The 24,418-nt window shown below is 73.4% G+C and carries 29 protein-coding genes; 12 read left to right on the top strand and 17 right to left on the bottom strand.

From position 1 onward, the window contains the following. The first annotated feature begins 41 nt into the window (after positions 1-41). The 5 genes from ACLQ2W_RS24635 (at position 42) to ACLQ2W_RS24615 (ending at position 5,251) form a co-directional block, all read left to right on the top strand. The gene (locus ACLQ2W_RS24635; protein ID WP_425788981.1) at positions 42-1,031 is read left to right on the top strand and encodes a carbohydrate ABC transporter permease; all 990 of its coding nucleotides are present in this window, start codon (positions 42-44) and stop codon (positions 1,029-1,031) included. Next, entirely contained in the window at positions 1,028-1,861 is an 834-nt protein-coding gene (locus ACLQ2W_RS24630) for a carbohydrate ABC transporter permease (RefSeq protein ID WP_107160444.1), read from the top strand. Before ACLQ2W_RS24635 ends, ACLQ2W_RS24630 begins: the two co-directional genes overlap by 4 nt. Continuing rightward, complete coding sequence (locus tag ACLQ2W_RS24625; RefSeq protein WP_425788978.1) at positions 1,858-3,225, top strand: GH1 family beta-glucosidase; 1,368 nt, start codon at positions 1,858-1,860, stop codon at positions 3,223-3,225. The genes ACLQ2W_RS24630 and ACLQ2W_RS24625 overlap by 4 nt, the downstream gene beginning before the upstream one ends. Positions 3,226-3,244: 19 nt before the next feature. Further along, positions 3,245-4,252, top strand: a complete 1,008-nt coding sequence (locus ACLQ2W_RS24620) for a LacI family DNA-binding transcriptional regulator (protein WP_425788976.1) — start codon at positions 3,245-3,247, stop codon at positions 4,250-4,252. Positions 4,253-4,345: 93 nt separating this feature from the next. Continuing rightward, positions 4,346-5,251 (top strand): GNAT family N-acetyltransferase, encoded by a 906-nt coding sequence (locus tag ACLQ2W_RS24615; protein WP_425788974.1) that lies wholly within the window; start codon positions 4,346-4,348, stop codon positions 5,249-5,251. Positions 5,252-5,311: 60 nt separating this feature from the next. On the opposite strand, the gene ACLQ2W_RS24610 is transcribed toward ACLQ2W_RS24615, so the two are convergent. Together ACLQ2W_RS24610 and ACLQ2W_RS24605 are read right to left on the bottom strand one after the other, a co-directional pair. Continuing rightward, complete coding sequence (locus ACLQ2W_RS24610) at positions 5,312-5,833, bottom strand: O-acetyl-ADP-ribose deacetylase (protein ID WP_425788972.1); 522 nt, start codon at positions 5,831-5,833, stop codon at positions 5,312-5,314. Between the two features lie 26 nt (positions 5,834-5,859). Continuing rightward, complete coding sequence (locus ACLQ2W_RS24605; RefSeq protein ID WP_425788970.1) at positions 5,860-6,651, bottom strand: EI24 domain-containing protein; 792 nt, start codon at positions 6,649-6,651, stop codon at positions 5,860-5,862. 41 nt (positions 6,652-6,692) lie between these two features. Between ACLQ2W_RS24605 and ACLQ2W_RS24600 the strand changes: the two genes are divergently transcribed. After that, positions 6,693-7,721 (top strand): helix-turn-helix transcriptional regulator, encoded by a 1,029-nt coding sequence (locus ACLQ2W_RS24600; protein WP_425788968.1) that lies wholly within the window; start codon positions 6,693-6,695, stop codon positions 7,719-7,721. Here ACLQ2W_RS24600 and ACLQ2W_RS24595 read toward each other — a convergent pair. Then, the gene (locus ACLQ2W_RS24595; protein ID WP_425788966.1) at positions 7,712-8,626 is read right to left on the bottom strand and encodes an SDR family oxidoreductase; all 915 of its coding nucleotides are present in this window, start codon (positions 8,624-8,626) and stop codon (positions 7,712-7,714) included. The genes ACLQ2W_RS24600 and ACLQ2W_RS24595 overlap by 10 nt on opposite strands. Before the next feature lie 75 nt (positions 8,627-8,701). On the opposite strand from ACLQ2W_RS24595, the gene ACLQ2W_RS24590 reads away from it, so the two are divergent. Next, positions 8,702-9,373, top strand: a complete 672-nt coding sequence (locus tag ACLQ2W_RS24590; RefSeq protein WP_425788964.1) for a nucleotidyltransferase domain-containing protein — start codon at positions 8,702-8,704, stop codon at positions 9,371-9,373. A 1-nt stretch (position 9,374) separates the two neighbouring features. On the opposite strand, the gene ACLQ2W_RS24585 is transcribed toward ACLQ2W_RS24590, so the two are convergent. From ACLQ2W_RS24585 to ACLQ2W_RS24565, 5 genes are all read right to left on the bottom strand, one after another. Next, complete coding sequence (locus ACLQ2W_RS24585; RefSeq protein ID WP_107160463.1) at positions 9,375-10,112, bottom strand: alanyl-tRNA editing protein; 738 nt, start codon at positions 10,110-10,112, stop codon at positions 9,375-9,377. Between the two features lie 11 nt (positions 10,113-10,123). Then, positions 10,124-11,011: an alpha/beta fold hydrolase gene (locus ACLQ2W_RS24580; protein WP_425788962.1), complete on the bottom strand. Its 888-nt coding sequence runs from the start codon at positions 11,009-11,011 to the stop codon at positions 10,124-10,126. Then, on the bottom strand, positions 11,008-11,322 hold the full coding sequence (locus ACLQ2W_RS24575; RefSeq protein ID WP_343444853.1) for a DUF2516 family protein: 315 nt from the start codon (positions 11,320-11,322) through the stop codon (positions 11,008-11,010). The genes ACLQ2W_RS24580 and ACLQ2W_RS24575 overlap by 4 nt, the downstream gene beginning before the upstream one ends. 72 nt (positions 11,323-11,394) lie before the next feature. Then, positions 11,395-12,126 (bottom strand): hypothetical protein, encoded by a 732-nt coding sequence (locus ACLQ2W_RS24570; protein ID WP_425788959.1) that lies wholly within the window; start codon positions 12,124-12,126, stop codon positions 11,395-11,397. Next, positions 12,123-12,782 carry a helix-turn-helix domain-containing protein gene (locus tag ACLQ2W_RS24565; protein ID WP_425788957.1) on the bottom strand — a complete coding sequence of 220 codons (660 nt, stop codon included), beginning with the start codon at positions 12,780-12,782 and terminating at the stop codon, positions 12,123-12,125. Before ACLQ2W_RS24565 ends, ACLQ2W_RS24570 begins: the two co-directional genes overlap by 4 nt. 112 nt (positions 12,783-12,894) lie before the next feature. Between ACLQ2W_RS24565 and ACLQ2W_RS24560 the strand changes: the two genes are divergently transcribed. After that, positions 12,895-13,692, top strand: a complete 798-nt coding sequence (locus tag ACLQ2W_RS24560; protein WP_425788955.1) for an alpha/beta fold hydrolase — start codon at positions 12,895-12,897, stop codon at positions 13,690-13,692. A gap of 86 nt (positions 13,693-13,778) precedes the next feature. Here ACLQ2W_RS24560 and ACLQ2W_RS24555 read toward each other — a convergent pair whose 3' ends face one another. The 4 genes from ACLQ2W_RS24555 to ACLQ2W_RS24540 form a co-directional block, all read right to left on the bottom strand. After that, a complete protein-coding gene (locus ACLQ2W_RS24555; protein WP_425788953.1) occupies positions 13,779-14,738 on the bottom strand; it encodes an asparaginase in 960 nt (319 codons plus the stop codon). Between the two features lie 94 nt (positions 14,739-14,832). Further along, on the bottom strand, positions 14,833-15,660 hold the full coding sequence (locus ACLQ2W_RS24550) for a 3-keto-5-aminohexanoate cleavage protein (protein ID WP_425788951.1): 828 nt from the start codon (positions 15,658-15,660) through the stop codon (positions 14,833-14,835). Positions 15,661-15,761: 101 nt separating this feature from the next. Further along, on the bottom strand, positions 15,762-16,871 hold the full coding sequence (locus tag ACLQ2W_RS24545; RefSeq protein ID WP_425788949.1) for a YgfZ/GcvT domain-containing protein: 1,110 nt from the start codon (positions 16,869-16,871) through the stop codon (positions 15,762-15,764). Further along, the gene (locus tag ACLQ2W_RS24540; protein ID WP_405091385.1) at positions 16,868-17,299 is read right to left on the bottom strand and encodes a Fur family transcriptional regulator; all 432 of its coding nucleotides are present in this window, start codon (positions 17,297-17,299) and stop codon (positions 16,868-16,870) included. The genes ACLQ2W_RS24545 and ACLQ2W_RS24540 overlap by 4 nt, the downstream gene beginning before the upstream one ends. 137 nt (positions 17,300-17,436) lie before the next feature. Between ACLQ2W_RS24540 and ACLQ2W_RS24535 the strand changes: the two genes are divergently transcribed. Next, positions 17,437-18,300 carry an aminotransferase class IV gene (locus tag ACLQ2W_RS24535; RefSeq protein ID WP_425788947.1) on the top strand — a complete coding sequence of 288 codons (864 nt, stop codon included), beginning with the start codon at positions 17,437-17,439 and terminating at the stop codon, positions 18,298-18,300. 95 nt (positions 18,301-18,395) lie between these two features. Here the strand turns inward: ACLQ2W_RS24535 and ACLQ2W_RS24530 are convergent, their stop codons facing one another. Together ACLQ2W_RS24530 and mtfM are read right to left on the bottom strand one after the other, a co-directional pair. Further along, positions 18,396-18,983 (bottom strand): FABP family protein, encoded by a 588-nt coding sequence (locus tag ACLQ2W_RS24530; RefSeq protein ID WP_405091386.1) that lies wholly within the window; start codon positions 18,981-18,983, stop codon positions 18,396-18,398. A 4-nt stretch (positions 18,984-18,987) separates the two neighbouring features. After that, the gene (mtfM, locus tag ACLQ2W_RS24525; RefSeq protein WP_013288813.1) at positions 18,988-19,092 is read right to left on the bottom strand and encodes a small membrane protein MtfM; all 105 of its coding nucleotides are present in this window, start codon (positions 19,090-19,092) and stop codon (positions 18,988-18,990) included. Between the two features lie 12 nt (positions 19,093-19,104). Here mtfM and ACLQ2W_RS24520 point away from each other — a divergent pair, with 12 nt between their 5' ends. The 3 genes from ACLQ2W_RS24520 (at position 19,105) to ACLQ2W_RS24510 (ending at position 21,992) form a co-directional block, all read left to right on the top strand. Next, positions 19,105-19,479, top strand: coding sequence for a DsrE family protein (locus ACLQ2W_RS24520; protein WP_425788944.1), 375 nt, complete (start codon positions 19,105-19,107; stop codon positions 19,477-19,479). A gap of 78 nt (positions 19,480-19,557) precedes the next feature. Further along, a complete protein-coding gene (locus tag ACLQ2W_RS24515) occupies positions 19,558-19,941 on the top strand; it encodes an SCP2 sterol-binding domain-containing protein (RefSeq protein ID WP_425788942.1) in 384 nt (127 codons plus the stop codon). Further along, positions 19,938-21,992: a glycogen debranching N-terminal domain-containing protein gene (locus ACLQ2W_RS24510; RefSeq protein WP_425788940.1), complete on the top strand. Its 2,055-nt coding sequence runs from the start codon at positions 19,938-19,940 to the stop codon at positions 21,990-21,992. The genes ACLQ2W_RS24515 and ACLQ2W_RS24510 overlap by 4 nt, the downstream gene beginning before the upstream one ends. Before the next feature lie 9 nt (positions 21,993-22,001). On the opposite strand, the gene ACLQ2W_RS24505 is transcribed toward ACLQ2W_RS24510, so the two are convergent. From ACLQ2W_RS24505 to ACLQ2W_RS24495, 3 genes are all read right to left on the bottom strand, one after another. Further along, the gene (locus ACLQ2W_RS24505; RefSeq protein WP_425788938.1) at positions 22,002-22,865 is read right to left on the bottom strand and encodes a hypothetical protein; all 864 of its coding nucleotides are present in this window, start codon (positions 22,863-22,865) and stop codon (positions 22,002-22,004) included. Between the two features lie 220 nt (positions 22,866-23,085). Continuing rightward, entirely contained in the window at positions 23,086-23,418 is a 333-nt protein-coding gene (locus ACLQ2W_RS24500) for a DUF1416 domain-containing protein (RefSeq protein WP_405091391.1), read from the bottom strand. A gap of 1 nt (position 23,419) precedes the next feature. Next, positions 23,420-24,268 (bottom strand): sulfurtransferase, encoded by an 849-nt coding sequence (locus tag ACLQ2W_RS24495; RefSeq protein ID WP_405091392.1) that lies wholly within the window; start codon positions 24,266-24,268, stop codon positions 23,420-23,422. Positions 24,269-24,418 lie beyond the last annotated feature (150 nt).

The raw sequence follows: 24,418 nt of genomic DNA, 5'->3' as shown, positions 1-24,418 counted from the left end.
CGACGGGTGCCGCCCGCACGGCGGAGAGGAGTTCTCAGGTCATGGCCGTCCAGCTCGACGCCCGCCCGCCGGTCACACCGGCCCCCCGGCACAGCCGTCCCGTCCGGGGCGCCCGGCTCAGCCGGTTCGACACGAAATACTCGCCGTACCTGTACATCGCCCCGTTCTTCCTGCTCTTCGGCGTCTTCGGGGCGTACCCGCTGGCGTACACGTTCTGGGTCTCGCTGCACGACTGGGACCTGCTCGGCGCGGAGCACCCGTTCATCGGCCTCGACAACTACAGCCAGCTCCTCGCCGACCCGGACTTCTGGCACTCCGTGGTCAACACGCTGGGCATCTTCGTCATCTCCACGGTCCCGCAGCTGCTGGCCGCGCTCTGGCTGGCCAACCTGCTCAACCGCCAGCTCCGGGCCCGCACCACGTGGCGGATGGCGGTGCTGGTCCCGAACGTGACCTCGACCGCCGCGGTGGCGATCGTGTTCGCGGTGCTGTTCGGCCGCGAGTTCGGCATGATCAACTGGCTGCTCGACCACGTCGGCGTGAGCGCGATCGACTGGAAGGCGAACAGGTTCGCCGCCTGGGTCGCCATCTCCACCATGGTCGACTGGCGGTGGACCGGCTACAACGCGCTGATCTTCCTGGCCGCCATGCAGGCCATCCCGCGCGACCTGTACGAGTCGGCGTCGATCGACGGCGCCGGCCGGGCCCGGCAGTTCTGGTCCATCACCGTGCCGCTGCTCAAGCCCACCATCATCTTCGCGGTCATCATCTCCACCATCGGCGGCCTGCAACTCTTCACCGAGCCGCGGATGTTCAACTCCGGCACCAACGCGATCCGCGGCGGGCCACTGCGCGAGTCGCAGACCGTGACCATGTACATGTTCGAGAACGCGTTCGCGCCGCACTACAACTTCGGTTACGGCTCCGCCATCGCCTGGCTGCTCTTCGCGCTGATCGCGGTGGTCGCGGCGATCAACGTCCTGCTCCTGCGCCGGCTCGGCGGCGGCTCCCGCAAGGAGGTCTCCCGATGACCCGCGTCTGGTCGGCCAGCCGGCTCACCTACCTGGCCCTGGGGCTGTCGGCCCTGCTGTCGATCTTCCCGATCTACTGGATGTTCGTGGTGGCCAGCCGCACCAGCGACGCCATGGGTCAGGTCCCGCCGCCGCTCACCCCCGGCGGCAACCTGGGCGCCAACATCGCCCGGCTGTTCGACAACACCGACGCGTACTTCCTCACCGGCCTGATCAACTCGACGATCGTGGCCGTCACGGTGACCGTCTCGGTGGTCTTCTTCGCCACGCTGGCCGGGTTCGCGTTCGCCAAACTGCGCTTCCGCGGACGCAACGCGCTGCTGCTGGTCATCGTCGCCACCATGATGGTGCCCACCCAGCTCGGCGTGATCCCGCTCTACCTGCTGATGACGAAACTGAACTGGAACGACCGGCTGCCCGCCGTGATCGTGCCGGCGCTGGTCACCGGCTTCGGCGTGTTCATGATGCGGCAGTACGCCGGCCAGGCGGTCAGCACCGAGCTGATCGAGGCGGCCCGGATGGACGGCTGCAACACCGCCCGGATCTACTGGAACGTGGTGCTGCCCGCGCTGCGCCCGGCCGCCGCCGTGCTCGGCCTGCTCACGTTCATGACCACCTGGAACGACTTCCTGTGGCCGTACGCGGTGCTCAACGACCCGGAGAACCCCACCGTGCAGCTGTCGCTGCGGGCCCTCTCCGACGGTTACTACCAGGACATGTCGCAGGTGTTCACCGGCACGGCCATCGCCACGTTGCCGCTGCTGCTGGTCTTCGTCCTGTTCGGCCGCCAGATCATCGGCGGGATCATGGAAGGTGCGGTCAAGGCATGACGGATCTCCGATTTCCCGAGGGCTTCGTCTGGGGGGCGGCCACCGCCGCGTACCAGATCGAGGGCGCTGCCCGCGAGGACGGCCGCGGCCCGTCGGTCTGGGACACCTTCAGCCGTACGCCGGGCGCGGTGCACTCCGGCCACACCGGCGACGTCGCCTGCGACCACTACCACCGGTACGCCGAGGACGTCGCGTTGATGGCCGAGCTGGGGCTGCGCGCGTACCGGTTCTCGGTGGCCTGGCCCCGGATCCAGCCGGACGGCACCGGCCCGGTCGAGCCGCGCGGGCTGGACTTCTACGACCGGCTCACCGACTCGCTGCTGGCGCGGGGCATCGACCCGATCGTCACGCTCTACCACTGGGACCTGCCGCAGTCGCTGGAGGACCGGGGCGGCTGGACCGTCCGGGAGACCGCCGAGCACTTCGCCGACTACGCGGTCGCGGTGCACCGCTGCCTCGGCGACCGGGTCCGCACCTGGACCACGCTCAACGAGCCGTGGTGCTCGGCGTACCTCGGCTACGGCAACGGGGTGCACGCGCCGGGCCGGCAGGACGCCGGGGACGCGTTCCGGGCCGTACACCATCTGCTGCTCGGCCACGGCCTGGCCGCGCGGGCGCTGCGCGCGGCCGGCGCGGAGACGCTCGGGATCACGCTCAACCTGGCCGACGTGCAACCGGCCGACGCCGCCAGCGCCGCCGACGCCGAGGCGGTACGGCTCGTCGACGGGCTGCACAACCGGATCTTCCTGGACCCGCTGACCGGCGCCGGCTACCCGGAGGACGTGCTGGCGCACGTCAGCCGGATCGTGGCGACGGACTTCGTGCGGGACGGCGACGAGAAGATCATCGCCGCGCCGCTGGACCTGCTCGGCCTGAACTACTACTCGCCCACCTACGTCGCCGGGCGGGCGGACGGCGCGGGCGGCAGCGCGTACCCGGGCACCGAAGGCGCGGTCGAGTTCCTGCCGGCGGCCGGGCCGCTCACCGACATGGGCTGGGCCATCGAGCCGGCCGGGCTCACCCGGCTGCTGGAACGGGTGGCCGCCGACCACCCCGGGCTGCCGCTGATGATCACCGAGAACGGCGGCGCGTTCCCGGACGCCACCCGGGACTCCTCGGGCCGGGTGGCCGACGCCGACCGGACCGCCTACCTCGACGGACACCTCCGCGCCGCGCACCGGGCCATCGCCCGCGGGGTCGACCTGCGCGGCTATCTCGTATGGTCGTTGCTGGACAACTTCGAATGGGCCGAGGGTTACCGGAAGCGGTTCGGGATCGTCCACGTCGACTACCTGACCCAGCGGCGCACACCCAAGCAGAGCGCCCGCTGGTACCAGGAGGTGATCGCCCGGAACGGGCTGTGACGAGGTGGTGGTAACGGGGATGACGACGGCACAACGGCCGACCCTGGAGGCGGTGGCCCGGCGGGCCGGCGTCTCCCGGGCCACGGTCTCCCGGGTGGTCAACGGCTCGACCACGGTCGCCGAGTCGATCCAACAGGCGGTCCGCCGGGCGGTCGAGGAACTCGGGTACGTCCCGAACCTCGCCGCCCGCAGCCTGGTCACCCAGCGCACCGACTCGGTCGCGCTGGTCATGCCCGAGGCGGCCACCCGGGTCTTCTCCGACGACCAGGTCTTCCCCGGCATCATCCGGGGCGCCGCCCAGGAGCTGGAGGCGGCCGACAAGCAGCTCGTGCTGATGCTGGCCGGCTCGCCGGCCGGGCACGAGCGGGTCGAGCGGTACACCACCGGGCGGCACGTCGACGGCGTGCTCTTCGCCTCGCTGCACGGCGAGGATCCGCTGCCCGGCCGGCTCGCCCGGCTCGGCATCCCGGTGGTGTGCAGCGGCCGGCCACTCGGCGGCGCCGACGTGCCGTACGTCGACGTGGACCACACCGGCGGGGTGACCCGGGCGGTGGAGCACCTGATCGCCACCGGCCGGCGGCGGATCGCCACCATCGCCGGCCCGCAGGACATGGTCGCCGGCATCGAGCGGCTGATCGGCTACCGCGCCGCGCTCACCGCCGCCGGGCTGCCGGAGCTGGTCGCGTACGGCGACTTCACCCGGGAGTCCGGCACCGCCGCGATGCGCGAACTGCTCGCCGCCGACCCGGAGCTGGACGCGGTGTTCGCCGCCTCCGACCTGATGGCGCACGCCGCCCTGCGGGCCCTGCGCGAGGCCGGGCGGCGGGTGCCCGAGGACGTCGCGGTGATCGGGTTCGACGACATCGAGACGGCCGCCTACACCGAGCCGCCGCTGACCACCGTGCGGCAGCCGATAGTGGAGCTGGGCCGGGCGATGACCCGGCAGCTCCTGCGCATCGCCGCCGGCGAGCACGTCGAGCAGGCGCTGATGCTCCCGACGGAGCTCATCCTGCGCGACTCCGCGTAAGGCGGGGCCCCCTGTTAACGCATTCTGCATAGCAGGGGGCCCCGCTTAACAAACCGGTCGCGGGGTCGACGTGGGGTGGCTAGCGTCGCCCGGATGAGTGAAGCCCTGATCCGGCCCGCCCACGTCGACGACGCGCCCGCCGTGGTGGCGCTGCGCGCGCTGGTCTTCCCCTACCTGGTACGCGGCGTCGAGTCGACCCGCCGGATGATCGGCCAGCCGCCACCCGGCGAGGACTGGGCGGCCTGGGTCGCCGAGGCGGACGGGCAGGTGGTCGGCTGGACGTCGGCGTACCGCAACACGCAGACCTCGACGCCCGGGGTCGGTGAGATCTCCACGCTGCACGTCCACCCGGGCCATCGCGGCCGGGGCACCGGCACCGCGCTGCTCGACACCGCGCTCGACCATCTGCGGACGCTCGGGTCGACCCGGGTCCTCGCCCACGCCCGCGCCGAGTCGCTCCCGTTCGCGCAGCGGCACGGCTTCACGCCCAGCCGGGAACTGCGCTACTCCGCGCTCGACCTCGACCCGGCCCCACCGGCGCCGGAGCCGCCGCCGGGCGTACGGCTGCTGCCGACCGCCGGGCTCGACCCGCTCCGGGTCCACCGGGTGGACTCCGAGTCGGCCCGCGACGAACCGGGTGACGTGCCGACGGACGCGCTCGGCTACGACCTGTGGCTCCACGAGTGCTGGGAGAACCTCGGGCTGGACCGGGAGGCCAGCACCGTCGCCGAGATCGACGGCGAACTGGTCGCGGTGAGCCTGGTGAAACGCGACGGCGACCGGATGTGGTCGGACTTCACCGGCACGCTGCCCGCGTACCGGGGTCGGGGGTTGGCCCGGCTGACCAAGCAGGCCGCGCTGCACGCCGCCGCCGCGCGCGGGGTGCGGACCGCGTACACCTCCAACGACGAGGCGAACGCGCCGATGCTGGCCATCAACGCGGCGCTCGGCTACCGGCCGGTCGACAGCCAGTGGTCGTGCCGGCGCACGCTCACCTGAACCGCCCGGCAACCCGGTGGCCGTGCCGGCGCACGCGCTCAGCGTCGTGCCGGCGCACGCTCAGCTCAGCGGCCCGGCGGCGACCCGCACCGCGGTCGCGTACGCGTCGGCGCCGAACAGCACCAGCCGGGCCTCGACCAGGTGCGCCGGGTCGGCCGCGTGCAGCACGGTCAGTGCCTGCGCGACCGCGTCCTCGACCGGCCAGCCGTAGATCCCGGCCGAGATCAGCGGAAACGCGACCCGGGTCGCGCCCAGCTCGTCGGCGACGCGCAGGCTGTTGGCGTAGCAGTCGCGCAGCAACGCCGAGCGGTCCTCGCGCGGCGAGAAGACCGGCCCGACGGTGTGCACCACCCAGCGCGCCGGCAGGTCGCCGGCGGTGGTGGCGACCGCCTGCCCGGTCGGCAACCCTCGCCCGTAGCGGGAAGCGCGCAGTGCCCGGCACTCGGCCAGGATCGCCGGCCCGCCGCGCCGGTGTATCGCGCCGTCCACGCCCCCGCCGCCGAGCAGCGACGAGTTCGCCGCGTTGACGATCGCGTCGACCTGCTGGGCGGTGATGTCGCCCTGGATCAGCACGGTGTCCATGGTGTCAGCGCTCCTCGTCAATGGTGTCAGCGCTCCTCGACGTGCTGGCCGAGCGACCGGCGGGTCAGCAGGGCGGCCCCGGCGACGGCGGCCGGCATGACCAGCACCGCGCCGAGCGGGATCAGGAAACACAGGAAGACCGCCACCCCGAAGCCCAGCGCGGTCGGCCGGTCCGCCCGGAGCTTCGACCGCCGGTCCGGCAGCCGCATCCCGCGCCGCTGGAACGGCGCGCCGACCAGCTCCAGCGCCAGGAACCAGCCGCCGACCAGGGCGCCGACCACCGGCACCACCGTCTGCCCCACCAGCGGGATGAAACCAGCCACGAACAGGGGTACGCCGACCAGCGCGGAGATGGCCACCAGGCGCAACGAGTCGGCGATGCTGCGCCGCATCGAGGCCCAGAACGGCACGTCCACCATGCCCGGGGTGCCGCCGAGCCGGTCCTCGACCCGCTCGGAGATGGCCTCGTAGAACGGGTCGCCGACGGCCAGCGTGACCGCAGTGAACGTGAGCACCCCGACCAGTGCGGCCACCCCGACGACGGCCAGCCCGGCGGCGACCCGCAGCAGCCCGCGCGCGGTCGACGACCAGTCGTCGGCGAACGGGGTGAGCCAGGCGGCCAGGTCGTCCACGAAGTAGAGCAGGGTGGCGAAGAGGGCCAGGTAGAGCACGCCGGAGATGAGCGCCGGCACCACGCCGAGCAGCATCAGTTTCGGACTGCGGACGTACATGCCGAAGCCACGCAGCAGCAGGCCGGCGCCGCCGAGGAAGCGGGTCGCCGCGCCGGTGACGGGCGCGACGGTACGGGAGGCGTTCACGACGGCACAGCCTAGTGGGCTCACGCACGCACAATGGGTGGGTGCGTGCGTCGCGGCTGATCTCGTTGGTGCTGCTGCTCCAGTCCCGGGAGACGATGACGGCGGCCGAGCTGGCCCGCGCGCTTGAGGTCTCGGAACGCACCGTCTACCGGGACGTGCTGGCGCTCTCCGCCGCCGGGGTGCCGGTCTACGCCGACCGGGGCCGGGCCGGCGGCTACCGGCTGCTCGGCGGCTACCGGACCCGGCTGACCGGGTTGAGCCGCGACGAGGCCGAGGCGTTGTTCCTGGCCGGGCTGCCCGGACCGGCCGGCGACATGGGACTGGCCGACGCGGTGGCCGCCGCCGAGTTGAAGGTGCTGGCCGCGCTGCCGCCGAGCCTGCGGGACGCGCCCGCGCGTACCGGTCAGCGGTTCCACCTGGACGTGCCGGGCTGGTTCCGGGAGAGCGCGCCGCCGCCCCGGCTGGCCGAGCTGGCCGGGGCGGTCTGGCGGGACCGGACCGTCGAGCTGCGCTACCGGCGCGGTGACCGGGAGGTGACCCGCACGCTGGCGCCGTACGGGCTGGTGCTGAAGAACGGCGTCTGGTATCTCGTCGGCCGCGTCGGCGACGGGTGGCGGACGTACCGGGTGGACCGGGTGGTCGACGTCGAGGTGGGCCCGGAACGCTTCGACCGGGACGAACGCTTCGACCTCGGCGCGTACTGGCGGGAGCAGGCCGGGGCGTTCCTGCGCGACCTGCTGCGGGACCGGGTCACCGTACGGCTCGGGCCGGCCGGGCTGCGCGTGCTGCGGCACCTGGTGGACGCGCCGTTCGTGTACGAGGAGGCGGTCGCCGCGGCCGGCCGGCCCGACGGACAGGGCCGGCTGGTGCTCCGGCTGCCCGTCGAGTCGGTCGACGTGGCGTACGCCCAACTGCTGGCGCTCGGCCCCGAGGTGGAGGTGCTGGCGCCGCCGGAGCTGCGGGCCCGGTTCGCCGAGGCGGCCCGCCGCGCGGCGGCGCTGTACGCGGACCCGCCGCCGGACGCCGGGCCGCCCGGAGACGGACCGTCCGGGGATGCCGGTCAGCGGTAGCCGGTGTCGTCGGCCGGCTTGCCCGGCGCGACCACCTCGTCGTGGTAGCGGGCCCAGTGCGGGCGGGTGCCGTCGAGGTCGGTGAAGCCGTACACCTGGGCCAGCCCGCCGCTGTCAAGCGACTGCCCGTTCCAGCGGTGCCGGTCCGGGTCGGCGGCCAGCGCGGCCACCGCCCGCCCGACGAACGCCGGTGTCTCGGACATCACGAAGTGCGGCTCCGTCGTCGCGCCGTCGCGCCAGTTGGCCTCCGTGACGCCGAAGTGCTCCAGCATCGCCTCGGAGCGCAGCCAGCCGGGCGTGAGCGCGACCGCGGTGCCGCCGTGCGGGGCCAGCTCGTGCGCCTGGGTGAAGCCGAGCCGGTTCACCGACACCTTGGCCAGGTCGTAGAAGACGGAGAGGCGGTACGTCGTGTCGTTGTACGCCTTCGTGCCGTCGCCGATCTCGACGACCAGCCCGCCCGGGTTGCGGATCAACAGCGGCAGCGCGAAGTGGCTGGTGATGATGTGGGTGTCGACGGCCAGCCGCAGCGTCCGGAAGCCGGCGTCGAGCGGCTGCTCCCAGACCGGCTTCTCCCAGGTGATCAGCGGGTCCGCGCCCCAGATGTCGTTGACCAGCACGTCGAGCCGGCCCTGCTCGGCGTCGATCCGCTCGACCAGGCGGCGTACCTGTTCCGGGTCGAGGTGGTCGACGGCGACCCCGATGCCGGTGCCGCCGGCGGCGGTGACCAGCTCGGCGGTCTCCTCGATGGTCTCCGGCCGGCCCATCTCCGAGCGGCGGTCCCGGGTGGTGCGGCCGGTGGCGTAGACGGTGGCTCCGGCGGCGCCGAGCTGGACGGCGATCTGCCGGCCGGCGCCCCGGGTCGCGCCCGCGACGAGCGCGACCTTTCCGGTCAGTGGTGAGTTCATGGGTTCACCGTGTCACCGATACCTGACAGCCGAAGTCCGGTTTCCCGACGACTGTGGATCGGCGATCATGACGGCATGCACCTGCTGCTCTCCGGCATCGTCGGCTCGGTCGCGTACGGGCTGGCCGGCCCCGGCTCGGACACCGACCGGCTCGGCGTCTTCGCGGCGCCGACGGTGGCGTTCCACGGCCTGCGTCCGCCCCGGGAGTCGGTGGTCACCACCGACCCGGACGTCACGCTGCACGAGGCCCGGAAGTACGCGCTGCTGGCGCTGAGCGGCAACCCGACCGCCACCGAGCTGATGTGGTTGCCGGACGACTGCTACGAGACCCGGACCGGGTTCGGCGAGCGGTTGATCGGCATCCGGTCGGCGTTCCTCAGCGCGCCCCGGGTCCGGGACGCCTATCTCGGCTACGCCGCCCAGCAGTTCCGGAGGCTGACCACCGCGCCGGCGGACGTGGGCGGCCGGCGACGGTCGGCCAAGCACGCCCGGCACCTGGCCCGGCTTCTGCACCAGGGCCGGGTCCTCTACGCCACCGGCGTGCTGGAGATCCGGCTGGCCGACCCGGAGTGGTTCCGGGCGTTCGGCGAGCGGGTCGCCGGTGGCGCGCTGGCCGAGGCGCAGGCGCTGGTGGCGAGCGCCGAGGCAGACTTCGCCCGGATCCGCACACCGCTGCCGGAGCGCCCGGACGAGGAGCCGGTGGAGCGGTGGCTGCTCGACGTCCGGGCGGCCCACCTACCGCACTGACTCAGTCCGCCAGGCGGACCCGGACCCGGCGGTTGGCCCGGCCCTTGCTCTCCACCTTGACCACCTGGACCTTGCCGATCTGGGCGGTGGAGGCGACGTGCGTGCCGCCGTCGGCCTGCACGTCCAGCCCGACGATGTCGACGATCCGCACCTCCTGCTCGTCCGGCGGGATCAGGTTGGACTGGGTCCGGATGATGTCCGGCAGCGCCAACGCGTCGGCGCGCGGCAGCACCCGGACCGCGACCGAACGGTCGGCGGCCACCTCGGCGTTGACCAGCTCCTCGATGCGGGTCTTGAAGTCCGACGGCACCTCGGGGAGGTTGAAGTCCATCCGGGCCTCGCCCGGTTCCATGTTGCCGCCGGTGACCAGCGCGCCGAAGTCCCGGAACACCACGCCGCAGAGCACGTGCAGCCCGGAGTGGGTCCGCATCAGCATGGTCCGGCGGGCGTCCTCCACCGCGCCGGTGACGTCGACGCCGACCGGCGGCACCGGATCACCCTCGGCCGGGATCAGCCACAGGTCGTCGCCCTTGCGGGTGCCCACGATCCGGGTCTGTACGCCCTGCCAGAGCAGCACCCCGTGGTCCGGTGGCTGGCCCCCGCCGCCCGGGTAGAACGCCGACCGGTCCAGCACGATGCCCTGCTCGGGGTCGGCCGCCAGCACCCGGCACGTCCACTCGCGCAGCGTGGGGTCGGCGAGGTCGAGGCGGTGCGTACGGCCGTGGTGTGTGACGCCCATGCCGCCCGACGTTACCCGTTGAGGAACGACGAGACGCGCTCCCGCACGTCGGCGCGTTCGGTCCAGAGCACGCCGGGCCGGTCGTACACGTGCAGGGTGGCGGCCGGCAGCGCGGCGGCGAGCTGCTCGGCGACGGCGACCGGGTGCAGGTCGTCGTCGACGCAGCCGATCACCAGCGCCGGGGCGGTGACCGCGGCGAGCGCGCCGGCGTCGTCCAGCGGGGCCTGGTCGGGCAGGCTGGCCAGGCCGGGCGCGAGCCCGTCGCGCAGCAGTTGGTCGAGCCGTTGCCGCAGGTAGGCCCAGCCGGCCGGGGTGTTGCGGACCGACGGTGGCAGCTCCAGCGACACGACCTCGGCGAGCGCGTGCGCGTCGCCGTCGGCCACCGCGTCGAGCAGGCCGGTGAGCCGGGCCCGCGCCACCTCGCCGCGCGGCGCGTCCAGCACCGCGGGGAGGAAAAAGACGAGTTTCTCGAAGCGGGCCGGGCTCTCGGCGAGCAGCCGGCACAGCGCGCCCGCGCCGAGGCTGGCGCCGAACGCCCGGGTGGCGCCGCCCAGGTCGGCGACGGCCCGTAGGTCCCGGGCGAGGTCGAGGTAGGTCCACGGCCCGGGTGGGGAGTCGGACCGGCCGTGCCCGCGGAACTGGAAGAAGATCCGCCGGCCGGTGACGCCGCTGCCGAACGGCCGGGTGGTGGCGATGCCGTTGCCCAACCCGTGCGCGAACACGGTGACCGGATCGCCGACGCCGGTGACCAGGCGTTCCAGGCTCACCCCGTGCGGGGTGTCGACAAGTTCGGTGTCCGGCTCGGGCAGCGCCGGCCGGCCGGTCCGTGGCCCGCCGGGGCCAGGCCCCCAGGTGCGGGGGCCGCCGTCCGGCGGCGGGGGCCAGCGGAAACCTCTCACCAGGACCCTCGGCCGTCGTGCAGGTCCCGTAGGCCGGGTCGCACGTCGAGCAGGTAGATGAGGCCGGCCGCGATGCCGACCAGTCCGAAGAGGCTGATCGGGCCGAAGCCCAGCAGGGTCAGCAGCAGGCAGACCGCCAGGATGGCGATCCAACCGCCCTTGGGCAGCGTGCCGAGGGCGGCGAAGCCGTCGCCGCGCTGGGTGAGTGCGTGCACCAGGGCCACGCCCTGGATGACCAGGGCGAAGACGAGCAGGATCAGCTGAATCACGGAGCGGACTTCGAACGCGAAGATCGGCGCGGCGTAGGCCATGTCGGCAAGCTTATGCCGAGACCCCGGAAACGTCCGACAGGACGCTGTCCGGGGTCTCGGTGGAGAGTCGGGTCACTCGGCGGCGGGGCGGGTCCGCTTCGTGGCCTTCGGCAGCTTCGCCGACGGGGTGGCCGGCTTGCCGGCGGCGGCCCGGGTGGCGGTCGCCTTGGTGGCCCGGGTCCGCTTCACGGCGGCCGGCTTGGCGGCCATCGCCTCGGCGACCTCGGCCGGGCTCGGCACCTCGGTCTTCGGGGCCTCGGTCGTCCCGGTCTTCGTGGCCACCGTCGACACGGCGGCCGGGGCGGTCTCGGCGGTCGCCTCGATGTCGGCGTTCACCGTGTCGGCGGCCTCCAGCACGCCGGCGCCGACGACCCGCTCGCCCCGGGCGACCAGCTCGGCGTACGCGGCCAGGGCGCGCTCCTGCGCGGCGTACGCGCCGGCCACCACGGCGGCGGCGTTGCGGGTGGCGGCCTCGCGGAGCTTGTCCAACTGAGCAGCCTCGCGGAGCTTGTCCAGATGAGCGGCCTCGCGGAGCTTGTCCAACTGGGCGGCCTCGCGGAGCTGGTCGAGGTCGGTGGAGCGCAGCCCGGTGGCGGTCAGGTTGGCCGTCTTCAGCGTCTCGGTGGCCTTCTGGCGCAGCTCGTAGCCGGTGCCGACGGCCTTGCCGCCGAGGTCGGCCACGACCCGCGTGCCCAGGCCGCTGACCACGGTGGGCAGCTTGCGGAGCTGCTCCAGGGCCAGCTCACCGGCGCCGGCGGCGGCGTAGAGGGGGGCGGGGATGCGGTTGGTCTTCGGCTGGGTCATGACTGCTGCTCCTCTTCGGCCGCACCGGCGGCCTTCCGGGCCGCCCGGCGGGCGGTCGTGCGTTCACGGGCGGCGGTGGTCGGCGCGGGCGCGGGGCCCGCCTCGGTGACGGCTACCGATTCGAGGACCGCCTCGGTCGGGGTGCCGTCGGGTGTCACGGGGCCGGTCGCGGCCGGCGCGACGGTGGCCGGGGCCTCGGGCGCGGCAGCCGGCTCGGCGGGCTCGGCGACCTCCGCAGCCTCCACCGGCCCGGGCGTGGCAGCCGTCGGCTCGGTGGGCTCCACCGGGCCGGCCGTGCCGGTCGCCTCGGCCAGGCGCGCGTTCTCCCGGCGGAACGTCTCGTAGATCTGGGTGAGCGACTGCTTCTGGGCCATGGTCAGCTCGGCGTCGACCGCGATGGCCGCGAGCACGCCCTGCCCCTCCTTGTCGTCCAGCAGTCCGGCCCGCAGGTACATGGCCGGGGTGGAGACGCGTAGCGCGCTGGCGAGCTGCTGGAGCACCTCGGCGCTCGGCTTGCGCAGCCCGCGCTCGATCTGGCTCAGGTACGGGTTGCTGACGCCGGCCTGCTCGGCGAGCTGACGCAGTGAGATCTTCGCGTTGCGCCGCAGGTCGCGAATGAACCCGCCGACATCGGGAAGGTCCTTGCTGGTGGCCATGACTCAACGCTAGCGCGGACTGCTAGCTGCTGCAAGCAAAGTGCTAGCCAGAGTTAGCGACGTCACCCGAAGTCGGTTGCGGGGTCGGCGTCCGCCTCCGTACCGTTCCGCCGTGAAGAAGATCGAGATCAACGGCGCGACGCTCGCCTACGACGAAGCGGGCAGCGGCAGCGCCGTGGTGCTGCTCCACGCCGGCATCGCGGACCGGCGGATGTGGCGCGACCAGGTGCCGGCGCTCGCCGCCCGGCACCGGGTGATCGTCCCGGACCTGCGCGGCTACGGCGAGTCGGAGCTGCCGCCCGAGCCGTTCGCCCACCACGACGACGTGGTCGGGCTGCTCGACGCGTTGGGCGTCGAGCGGGCCGCGCTGGTGGGCTGCTCGTTCGGCGGCCGGGTCGCGGTGGACACCGCGCTGGCCCACCCGGATCGGGTGAGCGCGCTGGCACTGTTCGGCGCCCCGCTCTCCGGCCACGAGTGGTCCGAGGAGACCGAACAGCTCTGGGAGAACCTGGTCGGCGATGTGGACCCGGAGGACTTCGGGGCCACCGCCGCCGGCGAGGTGCGGTTCTGGGTGGTCGGCCCGAGCCGGCAGCCGGCCGACGTCGACCCCGAGTTGATCCGGTTCGCCGAGGAGATGGACCGTCGGGCGCTCGCCGCCGAGCAGGCGCTCAGCGCGATCGAGGTGGGCGAGCTGGACCCGCCGGCCGTCGACCGCCTGGGCGAGCTGCGGATGCCGGTGCTGGCCGCGGCCGGCGCCGACGACATCCCCGACATCCGCCGCCTGGCCGACCGCATCGCCGCCGAGGCCCCCCACGTGGTACGCCTCCCCGACATCCCGAACGCCGCCCACCTGTTCCCCCTGGAGCACCCCACCGAGGTCAACACCGCCCTCCTCGCCTTCCTCCCCTGACCACCCCTCGTTGATCTTGCACTTGCCGCCCCGGCAAACCGGGCACAACGGGCGGGACAGGGGCCGCAAGTGCAAGATCAGCGGGGTCACCAGAGGGGGCGGACGGCACCTACCGGGAGGCCGCCGCCCAGCAGGGGCACCTCGGCGTACTCGGTGAGGATGGGGGCGGTCAGGCCCAGGCGGGTCAGGGCGGAGGTCAGGACCGGCATCCTCGGGCGGGCCGCGCCGTCGTCGATCTTCAGGGCCACCGCGCCGACGCCCGGAACCGCCGCCGCGATCACCCCCTCCGCGCCGATCTTGGCGAGCAGACCGGGTACGCCACGCATCAGCCGGGTGTCATCGGCCTGGGTGCCGCCGACCAACTCCGGGTACGCGCGCATGGCGTCCGCCACGGTCCGCTCCACGGTGCCCGGCTCGGCGGTGACCAGACGCAGGAAGGCGCGCGCCAGCCCGGTCACCGACACGGCGTGCACGGGTGCGCCGCAGCCGTCCACCCCGATCGCCGCCGCCCGCTCCCCGGTGAACTCCTCCACGGTGGCGGTCAGCCGGTGCTGGAGCGGGTGCTCCGGCCGCCAGTACCCATCCTGCGGCCAGCCGGCGGCCCGGCAGGTCAACAGCATGCCGGCGTGCTTGCCGGAGCAGTTCATCAGCACCCGGGACGGGCCGCCACCGGCCCGCAGCACCGCCTCCCGGGCGGCCTCACCGAACGGCAGGTCCGGCGGGCAGTGCAGCGCCTCCGGGGTCAGGCCGGCGCCCCGCAGCAGCGCGGTGACGCGTTCGACGTGGAACTCCTCACCGGCGTGGCTGGCGGCGACAAGCGCCACGTCCGCCGGGTCGGTCAGCGCGAGCCCGGCCCGGAGCATGCCGATCGCCTGCATCGGCTTGTTCGACGACCGGGGGAAGATCGGCGAGCCGACGTCGCCGGCGCCGGCGACCGGCGTGCCGGTGGCGTCCAGCACCACCACGGAACCACGGTGGACGCCCTCCACGAACCCGGACCGGACCACCTCGGCGAGCGGCACGCCACCCTCGTACGTCTTTCCCACGAGATGGACGGTACCGACGGGACGATCACAGCCGGCAGCGGGGTGACCTGGGATGTCGGCCGCGCGCGTACAGGTGCGGGTGTTTGTGCGCCGCTTACACGCCGAGCAGCGCGCGGGCCTCGGTGGTGGTCAGCGGCGGGCGCTGCGCGAGCTGGGCGAAGCCGACCGCGCGCGCGACGAGCTGCATGTTGGACTCCACCGGGCGGCCCTTCGCGTAGGTGACCGTGTCCTCCATCCCGACCCGCAGGTGACCGCCGGTGGCGAGCGAGGACAGCATCACCGGGATGGTGCTGCGGCCGATGCCGGTGGCCGCGAACGTGGTGCCCTCGGGCAGGTCGCGGAGCATCTGCTGGGCGGCGACGAGGGTGGCGGTGGTGCCCGGCATGCCGCCCGGCACGCCCATCACGAAGTCGACGTGGACGTGCCCGCCGTGCGGCAGGCCGTACTTGCCGAGCAGCCGCTGCAACGCGGTGAGGTGACCCAGGTCGAAGATCTCGTACTCGGGGACGACGCCCCGCTCCTGCATCCGGGTGTGCAGGTCGACGATGAACTCCCAGCGGTTGAGGAACACGTCGTCACCGAAGTTGACCGTGCCCATGGTGCAGGAGGCCATGTCCGGCCCGGCGTCGAGCACCGCGAGCCGGTGCGCCTCCGGGTCGGTCACCGCGCCGCCGGAGGAGAGCTGCACGATCAGGTCGGTGCTCTCCCGCAGCGCCGACACGGTGTCCCGCAGCCGGCCCTGGTCGAGCGTGGGCCGCGCCTCGTCGTCCCGGATGTGGACGTGGATCACGGCCGCGCCGAGCGCCTCGCACTCCTTGGCGGTCAGCAGCAACTCGTCGAGCGTCACCGGCAGCGCCGGCACCTCCGCCTTGGCCGACTCCGCACCGGTGGGGGCAACCGTGATCAACGTCCCTGTCGTCATGCCCCGGATCCTAGACCGCCCGCCAACCGCAAGTCTTCCCGTGTATGACGTGTTAAGCGGGGGCCCTTCCTCTACCGGAGGCGTTAATAGGGGGCCCTTCCTTACACGTCGACGGCGGCGGCGGTGTCGCCCACCATCAGGCGGGCGTCGTCGGAGGTGTTGCGCTTGAGCACGGCGAGCGCGATCTGCCCCAGCTCGTAGTGGTGCACGGCGGTGCCGACGAAGCCGACCGTCCGGCCGTCAAGCGTGACCGGCGTGCCGGCGGGCGGCGGCTGGTCGGTGGTCACGCCGTCCAGGTGCAGCAGCGCGAGCCGGCGCGGCGGCTTGCCCAGGTTGTGCACCCGGGCCACCGTCTCCTGCCCCCGGTAACAGCCCTTGTCCAGGTGCACGGCCGGAGCGATCAGGTCCACCTCGGCGGGGATGGTGCGGTGGTCGGTGTCCACCCCGACCCGGACCCGCCGGGCGGCCACCCGGATCGCCTCGTACGCCCACAGCCCGGCCACCGGCACGCCCGCGCCGCGCAGCGCGGTCACCACGTCGGCCATGGCCGGACGCGGCACCAGCAGGTCGACGCCGAGCGCCACCCGCCGGGCCCAGCCGCCGGACGGCAGCGGCTTGACGTCGTACACCACGGTGGGCCGCGCGGGCAGCTCGCCGGAACGGAACTTCGGACCCGGCACCCCGACCAGGTCGGGTGCGGCCAGGCCGGTGACGCCGAGCGTGCCGAGCGCGTCGACGGCCTCCGGCCCGACCAGCGAGAGCACCGCGTGCTCGGCGGTCGCGTCGCGCGGGTCGACCTTGCTGAAGAAGCGCATCTTCTCCAGGTACGACAAAAGCCCGCCGGTCATCCCCGGCTCGGTGTCCAGCCAGGTGGTCTCGCCGTCCTCGGCGACCAGCGCGTGCTGCTCGACGTGCCCGTGCGGGGAGAGCACCAGCAGCTCGGTGCCCTGCCCGGGCGCCAGCGCGGCCAGGTGCTGGCTGGTCAGCGTGTGCAGCCAGCCGATCCGCTCCTCGCCGGGCACCGCGATGACGCCCCGGTGCGAGCGGTCGACCAGGCCGACGCCGGTGGCGAGGACGCGCTGTTCGCGCATCGGGTCGCCGTAGTGCGCGGCCACCGGCGCGACGCCGGCCGCCCGGTGGACCGGCTCGGGCTGGTCCCGGGTCTCCTCGTCGATGGCGTCGGCGGCCACCGCGCCCGCGATGTCGATCATTTGCGTTCCCCGTCCTGTGCGCACCGGCCGCAGACCCCGAAGAGCGCCACGTGCCCGATGTCGACCTGAAATCCGCGCTGCCCGGCGAGCTGGTCGGCGAGCGGCCCGAGCATCTCCGGGGAGATCTCGTCGATCGCCCCGCACTCCCGGCACACCAGGTGCACGTGCTCGTGCTCGCCGGCCGCGTGGTAGGTCGGCGAGCCGTGCGACAGGTGGGTGTGGGTCACCAGGCCGAGCCGTTCCAGCAGCTCCAGCGTGCGGTAGATGGTGGTGATGTTGACCCCGGCCGCCACCTCGCGGACCGCCGTGTGCACCTGCTCCGGGGTGGCGTGCCCCAGATCCAGGACGGCCCGGAGGACGAGCTGCCGCTGCGCCGTGAGCCGCAGCCCGCGCGAGCGGAGCAGTTCCGCCAGGGAGGATTCCGACACCCTCCGATCATAGTTCGGCCGCCGCGCCGGTCCCGGTCGCCGCCGGGGTACGCCGCTACGCTGCGCCGGTGGAGGGTGCTCGGCGGCAGCATGGCCGGCCTGATCGCCGCCCGGGTGCTGAGCGAGGCGCGACCCGGGTGGCGGTGCCCGGCCGAGGGCTGGTCCCGGCCGGCGAGCCGGTGCTGCGCGGCGACGACCGGGGCGTCCTGCACGGCGACGGCCTGTTCGAGACGCTGCACCTGCGCGACGGCCGGCCCTGGCTGCGCGACGCCCACCTGGCCCGGCTGCGGGCCGGCGCGGCGGCGATCGACCTGCCGCTGCCGCCGGTCGAGGCGCTGTTGGAGCTGCTGGACGCGGTGCGGGTCGGCTGGCCGGCGGAGACCGAGGGCGCGTTGCGGCTGGTCTGCACGCGCGGGCCGGAGGACGACGGCCCGCCCACGGCGTACGCCACGCTCGGCGAGGTGCCGGCGGCGGTTCGGCGGGCCCGGCGGGACGGGGTGACGGTGGCCACCCTGCCGCTCGGCGTGACCGCCCGGTCCCGCCCCGAGCTGGGCTGGCTGCCGGCCGGTGTGAAGTCCATCTCGTACGCGACGAGCACTGCGGCCCGGCGGTGGGCGCGGCGCGTCGGCGTGGACGACGTGCTCTGGGTCTCGACGGACGGCTACGTGCTGGAGGCGCCCACCGCGAACGTGGTGTGGCTGACCGCGGGCACGCTGCTGACCGTGCCGGCGGCGGCGACCGGCGTGCTGCCCGGCGTGACCGCCGACCACCTGCTGGCAAGGGCCACCGAGCTGGGCCTGACCGCGGCCGAGCACCTGCCCACCGTCGCCGACCTGCACGACGCCGAGGCGATCTGGCTGACCAGCTCCCTACGCGGCCCCACCGAGGTCACATCCCTGAACGGAACCCCCCGCCCCCGCTCCCCCCTGACCCCCCGCCTGCAATCCCTCCTGGGCTTCCCCGCCCCGGGCCCCCTCTCCCACCCCGAGCGTCGATCATGAAGTTGGCGGTCTCGGCTGTCCGATTCGTCACCGTCAACTTCATGATCGACGAGGCGGGGTGGGGGTGGGGTGGGGTGGGGTGGGGTGGGTGGGGGTCAGCCGGCTACTCGGGTTAGGCGGGCGGAGAGGTGGGGGGTCAGGGGGTGGCCCACGGCGGCCATCTCCTGCGCGTAGAGCAGGGCGCCCTCCACGATGCCGAACAGGCGGGCACCGGCGGTGACCTCCTTCGCGGTGGCCGTGCGGACCACCGCGTCAGTGGCGAACTCGATCTGGGTGCCCTTGCGCTTGCCGATGTGCAGCTCCATCACGCCGGTCGGCACGCTCATCAGCGCCTCGATCTCGTCGGTGACCCGCTCGCCGTCCAGCACCGGACGCCACCAGCCCACCTCGCGACCGGCCGGGCGGACCGGGCGGCTCTGCTCGTCCAGGATCCACGCCCGGGACTCGTAGAACAGGAACGGCCGGCCGTCGTGGCTGATCCGGATCTCCTGCGCGTAGTCGAAGTCCTCGATCGTCGGGAACCCGCCCCGGCCCCGGCCGCGCCACACCCCGATGTACGGCAGCAGCCCGTCCAGGCTCGGGTGCAGCTTGGGACCGACGCGCAGGTCGTGGCTCTCCTCGTACGGGTACTCCTCGACCGGCGGCGCGTTCAGCCACGGCGGCTGGAGCGGATTCTCACTCACGGCTTCACCACTTACCTCTTGCTATCCGGACTGCGACGTAGACCAGACCGCCGGCGAGCGCGCCCAGACCGGCGACCAGCAGGCTGACGAACCCGATCTCGGTAACCATCCGGGCCATCCTATGCTGGGCGGTATGACGCGCACTCTCGTCGTCAAGGCCACCGCCGGCGCGGACGCCCCGGAGCGGTGCGCCCAGGCGTTCACCGTCGCCGCCACCGCGGCCGCGACCGGGGTCGACGTGTCGCTCTGGCTGACCGGCGAGTCGACCTGGTTCGCGCTGCCCGGGCGGGCGGAGTCGTTCGAGCTGCCGCACTCGGCGCCACTGGGCGAGCTGCTGCACGTGGTGCTGGCCACCGGCCGGGTGACCGCCTGCACCCAGTGCGCGGCCCGGCGGGACATCGGCCCGGACGACGTGATCCCGGGCGTACGCATCGCGGGAGCGGCGGTCTTCGTCGAGGAGGCCATGGCCGACGGCGCGCAGGCCCTGGTCTACTGACCCACGCGCCGGGTTGTCCATTCTGACCGGTGCGCCGATCCTGACCCGATATGCCGGGACCCCGCCTACCATTCGGATGTGAGTGAGGCGATCGAACGGTTCTTCGCGTCGTTGCCGGCGCGCGCCCCCGCCGTGCTGCGCAGCCCGATCGGCGGCACGCTCCGGATCGATCTGGCCGACGGCAACCGCACCGAGCACTGGTACGTGACGCTGGCGCCCGGGTCGGCCCGGGTACGCCGGCAGGAGGACCGTCCACCCGACGCCGTGCTGACCGTCCGCACCGAACTCTTCGAGCGGCTGATCACCGGCCGGGAGGCCGGGCTGGCCGTGGTGCTGCGCAACGAGGCCACGTTCAGCGGGCACGTCGTGCTGTTCCTGGCGCTCCGCCGCTTCCTGCCCGACCCGCCCGGCGTGCGGGACCCGAGGGAGACCGCCCGCGAGCACGTCCGGCGGTCGACGTGAAGGAACGGGTCAGCATCCTCGACGGCAACACGTTCCTGGTCAGCGACCGACGCGGCAACATCGAGCCGTCGTACGACTTCCCGACCGGGTTGTTCTCCTTCGACACCCGGTTCCTCTCCACCTGGATCCTGTCCCTGGACGGCCAACTGCTGCACGCGCTCTCCATCGACGACTCGCTGTCGTACAAGACGCGGTTCTTCATGGTTCCCGGCGAGCCGACGCACTACCTGGACGCCGACGTCTCGGTGATCCGCAGCCGCTCGATCGGCGGCAGCTTCGACGAGGAACTGACCCTGCTCAACCACTCCGAGCAGGAGAAGGAGTTCCGCCTCCGGCTCGACATCGCCTCCGACTTCGCCGACCTGTTCGAGATCAAGCACCAGCGGGAGAAGAAGGGCAGCACCACGCCCACCGTGGAGGAGAACGGGCTGCGGCTCACCTACCGGCGGCAGGGGTTCCACCGGGAGGCGAGGATCAGCAGCACCGCCCCGGCCGAGGTGGACCGGGGCGGGATGACGTTCCGCATCCGCGTCGGGCCGCACGGCGAGTGGACCACCCGGCTGCACGTCGCCACCATGATCTACGGGGCCCGGGGCGAGGACATCCGGGCCACGCTGCCACTGGGCGGCCACCGCTCGGTGGCGGCCATCGAGGCCGAGCACCACGAGCTGATCGAGCGCGCGCCGACGCTGGGCTGCGACTGCGAGCCGCTGGCCGGCGCGTACCGGCGCAGCCTCACCGACCTGGCCGCGCTCCGGTACGAGTCGATCACGCTCGGCGTCCGGCTGCTCGCCGCCGGCCTGCCCTGGTTCATGACGCTGTTCGGCCGGGACAGCATCTTCACCTCGCTCCAGATCCTGCCGTTCCTCCCCATGGTGATCCAGCCGACGATCCTCATGCTGGCCGGGCTCCAGGGCGGCCGGATCGACGACTTCCGCGACGAGGAACCCGGCAAGATCCTGCACGAACTGCGCTACGGCGAGACCGCCGGCTTCGAGGAGCAGCCACACTCGCCGTACTACGGCGCGGCCGACACCACCGCGCTCTTCGTGATCCTGCTCGACGAGTACGAGCGGTGGACCGGCGACGGGAAGCTGGTGCGGCAACTGGAGTACGAGACGCGGGCGGCGCTGGACTGGCTCGACACGTACGGAGACCTGCTCGGCACCGGTTACGTCTGGTACATGTCCCGCAACCCGGAGCACGGGCTGCCGAACCAGTGCTGGAAGGACTCCCCGGACGGCATCTCCTACTCCGACGGCCGGCTGCCGGAGTTCCCGCTCGCCACCTGCGAACTACAGGGATACGCGTACGACGCCAAGCTGCGCGGGGCCCGGATGGCCCGCGAGTTGTGGGGCGACCCGGCGTACGCGGACCGGCTGGAACGCGAGGCGGCGGCGCTGAAGGAGCGGTTCAACCGCGACTTCTGGATTCCCGAGCGGGAGTACTACGCGCTGGCGCTGGACCCGCAGGGACGACGGGTGGACGCGCTCGCCTCGAACATCGGGCACCTGCTGTGGAGCGGCATCGTCGACGAGGCCAAGGCGCCGGCGATCGCCGCCCACCTGCTCGGCCCGCGCCTCTTCTCCGGCTGGGGCGTGCGCACGCTCGCCGACGACCAGGGCCGGTACAACCCGATCGGCTACCACGTCGGCACGGTGTGGCCGTTCGACAACTCGATCATCGCGTGGGGCCTGTGGAAGTACGGCTTCCGCGAGGAGGCCGGCCGGATCTGCGAGGCGATGCTGGACGCGTCCCGGTACTTCGACGGGCGACTGCCCGAGGTGTTCGCCGGCTACGAGCGCGGCCTCACCGACTACCCGGTGGAGTACCCGACCGCATGCAGCCCGCAGGCCTGGTCCGCCGGCACGCCGCTCCTGCTGCTGCGCGTCATGCTCGGGCTGGAGCCGCAGGGCGAACACCTGATCATCGACCCGGCGGTGCCGCCGGGGATGGGCCGGGTGGAGCTGCTCGACATCCCGGGCCGGTGGGGCCTGGTGGACGCGCTGGGCCGCAGCCGCACCCCGGACGACGAGAACCGTGGGCACTGACCACTCGGGTCAGGCTCGGCAGGGGCTGGTGACCGCCACCCGGACCCGCCCGTCGACCCGCTCGGCCAGCACCGCCGGGTCACCCTGGCGGGCGTACCGGTCGGCGGAGTCCACCACCGGCGCGGCGCCGGCGCCGAACGCGGCGGCCAGCGGCTGGTCGGCCGCCAGGGCGGCCTCGCCCCGGGCGGTCCGGGCAGTCCCACCACCCGGGCACGGCGCGGCCAGCACCTGGACGGTCCCGACCGGGCCGCCCCAGCGGCCCAGCGCGCGGGTCAGCGCGGCCGACTCGACGGCGGCGTCGACGGCCGGCGCCCGGTAGCCGTCACCGACCGGACGGCAACCGGTGTCGGCGGTCAGCAACACCCGGCCGGGCCCGCCCGAGCGGCCCTCGACCGCCACGAAGTCACCGGCGTCGGCACGTAGCAACGGCTCACCGTCGAACGTCGAGACGCCCGCCCGCCACTCCGGCGGCAGCCGGTCGGCCACCCCGCGCAGCAGTTCGCGGACGTCATCATCGGCGGTCGCCACCTCGATGCCGCGTTCCAGCGACGTGCCGGCGTCGATCGGCGTCACCCGGCAGCCCCGCTCCAGCCGGTCGGGCAGGAGCGCCGGCACCCCGGCCGACCCGATCGCGGCGGTCAGCTCGCCGATCGCCCGGTCCACCACCGGGCCGGCCTGACTCAGCGAACGCTGCTCCTTGACGGTGGGCGGATCGGTGCGCACCGACCACCAGGTCAGCCCGGCGAGCAGCACGGCCCAGACCACGGTGGCGACCACCAGCCAGCGCTGCCGTCGCCGGCCGGACGGCCGGTCGGGCGCATGCTGGTCGGGTCGGGACGGCGGGGCGTACCCCGGCTGGACAGCACCGCTCACCGGGCCATGGTGTCACGCCCTCACGACCCGCCGACCGTGACCGGTCACCCCGACGTTCGGATCTTGGAACGAAACGGCCCCCACCGGGGCACTTTCGGTCCCGGCACGGCTCGGGCCGGTCACCCCTGTGCGGGGCGACCGGCCCGAGCCGATGCGCGTGGTGCGGAGGTGTCAAGCGGGGGCCCCTCCTATACCGGAGGCGTTAACAGGGGGCCCCTCCTTACGCCTTCACGGTGATGGTGACCTCGTTGATGCCGCGGGCCGCCGTCACGGGCGTGTCGCCGTTGCCGTGGCGGGAGAGCGCCCGCAGCGTCCACGAGCCCGGCGCGGCGAAGAACCGGAACTGACCGGCCGGGGACGTCACCACCTCGGCGGTGAACTCGCCTGTCGAGTCGAGCAGCCGGACGTACGCGCCGGGCACCGCCTCGCCGGACTCGGCCAGCACCTGACCGGTGATGACGGTTTCCTTCTCCAGGTCGAGGCTGGCCGGGAGCGGGGCGGCCTGGTCCGGCGCGGCGCAACCGGCGGCGGTGGGAGCGGTCGGAGCGGTCATGTCAGGCCTCCCCAGGCTCGTCGCCGAGCGCCACCGGCACGCCGACCAGCGAGCCGTACTCGGTCCAGGATCCGTCGTAGTTCTTCACGTTGCGGTGCCCGAGCAGCTCCTGGAGCACGAACCAGGTGTGCGAGGAGCGCTCGCCGATCCGGCAGTAGGCGATGGTCTCCCGGCCGTCGTCCAGCCCGGCGTCGGCGTAGATCTTGCGCAGCTCGTCGTCGGACTTGAACGTGCCGTCCTCGTTGGCCGCCTTGGACCACGGCACGCTGATCGCGGTCGGCACGTGGCCGGCGCGCTGCGCCTGCTCCTGCGGCAGGTGGGCCGGGGCGAGCAGCCGGCCGGCGTACTCGTCGGGGCTGCGCACGTCGACCAGGTTCTTGGTGCCGATGGCGTCGACCACCTCGTCGCGGAACGCGCGGATCGAGGTGTCCGGCGCCTGCGCGACGTACTGCGTGGCCCGGCGGGTCACCGCGTCGGTGACCAGCGGGCGGGCGTCCAGCTCCCACTTCTTGCGACCGCCGTCGAGCAGCTTGACGTCGCGGTGGCCGTAGAGCTTGAAGTACCAGTACGCGTACGCGGCGAACCAGTTGTTGTTGCCGCCGTAGAGGATGACGGTGTCGTCGTTGGCGATGCCCCGCTCGGAGAGCAGCTTCGCGAACTGCTCCTGGTTGACGAAGTCACGGCGGACCTGGTCCTGGAGGTCGGTCCTCCAGTCGAGCTTGATGGCGCCGGCGATGTGGCCGGTGTCGTAGGCCGAGGTGTCCTCGTCGACCTCGACGAAGACGACGCCCGGGACGTCGAGGTTCTTCTCGGCCCACTCGGCCGAGACGAGTGCGGTGTCGCGACTCATCAGATCACTCCCTGGTGACGATGGGTGGTGAGCCTGCGCGCGGAGATCGAAGCCGGTGGTAGTCGCACCACGCGCGGGACCCTGAGCTAGGAACGGATCACGGGTATGTGCGACGGCGCCGCTGCCGGGCGTTCGGGGGGTGTGAGAAAC

Source organism: Micromonospora sp. DT227 (assembly GCF_049841835.1).
In the GTDB taxonomy this organism is placed as follows: domain Bacteria; phylum Actinomycetota; class Actinomycetes; order Mycobacteriales; family Micromonosporaceae; genus Micromonospora.
Note: the sequence above shows the minus strand (reverse complement) of the source record. Positions and strands in the feature narration are given on the sequence as shown.

Excerpts from the sequence above, each read along its gene's own strand:
- ACLQ2W_RS24635 (WP_425788981.1), top strand. The coding sequence starts at position 42 with ATGGCCGTCCAGCTCGACGCCCGCCCGCCGGTCACACCGGCCCCCCGG.
- ACLQ2W_RS24630 (WP_107160444.1), top strand. The coding sequence starts at position 1,028 with ATGACCCGCGTCTGGTCGGCCAGCCGGCTCACCTACCTGGCCCTGGGG.
- ACLQ2W_RS24625 (WP_425788978.1), top strand. The coding sequence starts at position 1,858 with ATGACGGATCTCCGATTTCCCGAGGGCTTCGTCTGGGGGGCGGCCACC.
- ACLQ2W_RS24620 (WP_425788976.1), top strand. The coding sequence starts at position 3,245 with ATGACGACGGCACAACGGCCGACCCTGGAGGCGGTGGCCCGGCGGGCC.
- ACLQ2W_RS24615 (WP_425788974.1), top strand. The coding sequence starts at position 4,346 with ATGAGTGAAGCCCTGATCCGGCCCGCCCACGTCGACGACGCGCCCGCC.
- ACLQ2W_RS24610 (WP_425788972.1), bottom strand. The coding sequence starts at position 5,833 with ATGGACACCGTGCTGATCCAGGGCGACATCACCGCCCAGCAGGTCGAC.
- ACLQ2W_RS24595 (WP_425788966.1), bottom strand. The coding sequence starts at position 8,626 with ATGAACTCACCACTGACCGGAAAGGTCGCGCTCGTCGCGGGCGCGACC.
- ACLQ2W_RS24590 (WP_425788964.1), top strand. The coding sequence starts at position 8,702 with ATGCACCTGCTGCTCTCCGGCATCGTCGGCTCGGTCGCGTACGGGCTG.
- ACLQ2W_RS24585 (WP_107160463.1), bottom strand. The coding sequence starts at position 10,112 with ATGGGCGTCACACACCACGGCCGTACGCACCGCCTCGACCTCGCCGAC.
- ACLQ2W_RS24575 (WP_343444853.1), bottom strand. The coding sequence starts at position 11,322 with ATGGCCTACGCCGCGCCGATCTTCGCGTTCGAAGTCCGCTCCGTGATT.
- ACLQ2W_RS24570 (WP_425788959.1), bottom strand. The coding sequence starts at position 12,126 with ATGACCCAGCCGAAGACCAACCGCATCCCCGCCCCCCTCTACGCCGCC.
- ACLQ2W_RS24565 (WP_425788957.1), bottom strand. The coding sequence starts at position 12,782 with ATGGCCACCAGCAAGGACCTTCCCGATGTCGGCGGGTTCATTCGCGAC.
- ACLQ2W_RS24550 (WP_425788951.1), bottom strand. The coding sequence starts at position 15,660 with ATGACGACAGGGACGTTGATCACGGTTGCCCCCACCGGTGCGGAGTCG.
- ACLQ2W_RS24545 (WP_425788949.1), bottom strand. The coding sequence starts at position 16,871 with ATGATCGACATCGCGGGCGCGGTGGCCGCCGACGCCATCGACGAGGAG.
- mtfM (WP_013288813.1), bottom strand. The coding sequence starts at position 19,092 with ATGGTTACCGAGATCGGGTTCGTCAGCCTGCTGGTCGCCGGTCTGGGC.
- ACLQ2W_RS24520 (WP_425788944.1), top strand. The coding sequence starts at position 19,105 with ATGCTGGGCGGTATGACGCGCACTCTCGTCGTCAAGGCCACCGCCGGC.
- ACLQ2W_RS24500 (WP_405091391.1), bottom strand. The coding sequence starts at position 23,418 with ATGACCGCTCCGACCGCTCCCACCGCCGCCGGTTGCGCCGCGCCGGAC.
- ACLQ2W_RS24495 (WP_405091392.1), bottom strand. The coding sequence starts at position 24,268 with ATGAGTCGCGACACCGCACTCGTCTCGGCCGAGTGGGCCGAGAAGAAC.